This window comes from Streptomyces sp. MMG1121, from assembly GCF_001280015.1.
In the GTDB taxonomy this organism is placed as follows: domain Bacteria; phylum Actinomycetota; class Actinomycetes; order Streptomycetales; family Streptomycetaceae; genus Streptomyces.
On record NZ_LGDV01000089.1, the window covers coordinates 1 to 390 of the forward strand.

1 protein-coding gene is annotated in these 390 nt (G+C 70.0%); it reads right to left on the reverse strand.

The window, feature by feature from the left end:
• Positions 1–390: ketoacyl-synthetase C-terminal extension domain-containing protein (locus ADK64_RS09825; RefSeq protein ID WP_324614387.1), on the reverse strand; the 390-nt coding region annotated here is incomplete at both ends.

Sequence of the window (390 nt, forward strand, 5' to 3'; positions counted from 1 at the left end):
AGCCCCTCCCGCGCCTCCTCCACCGAACCCGCCACCACCACCGCACGATGATCAAAATGCGCCCGGGAGGTGGCCAGCGAATACGCCACATCCGTCAGGTCCAGGTCGCGGTGCAGTTCGAGATGGTCCGTGAGGCGACGGGCCTGCGCCGTCACCGCGTCGGCTGTCCTGCCCGACAGGACGAGCGGCACGCTGCCGCGCGGTACGGTCGGCTCGGGAATGTCGTTCTCGGCGGATTCCAGGATGACGTGGGCGTTGGTGCCGCTGATACCGAAGGAGGAGACCGCGGCTCGACGCGGACGCCCCTCAGCCGTCGGCCACTCCCGCGACTCCGTCAGCAGCTCCACCGCACCCGCCGACCAGTCCACCTTCGGCGACGGCTCGTCCACA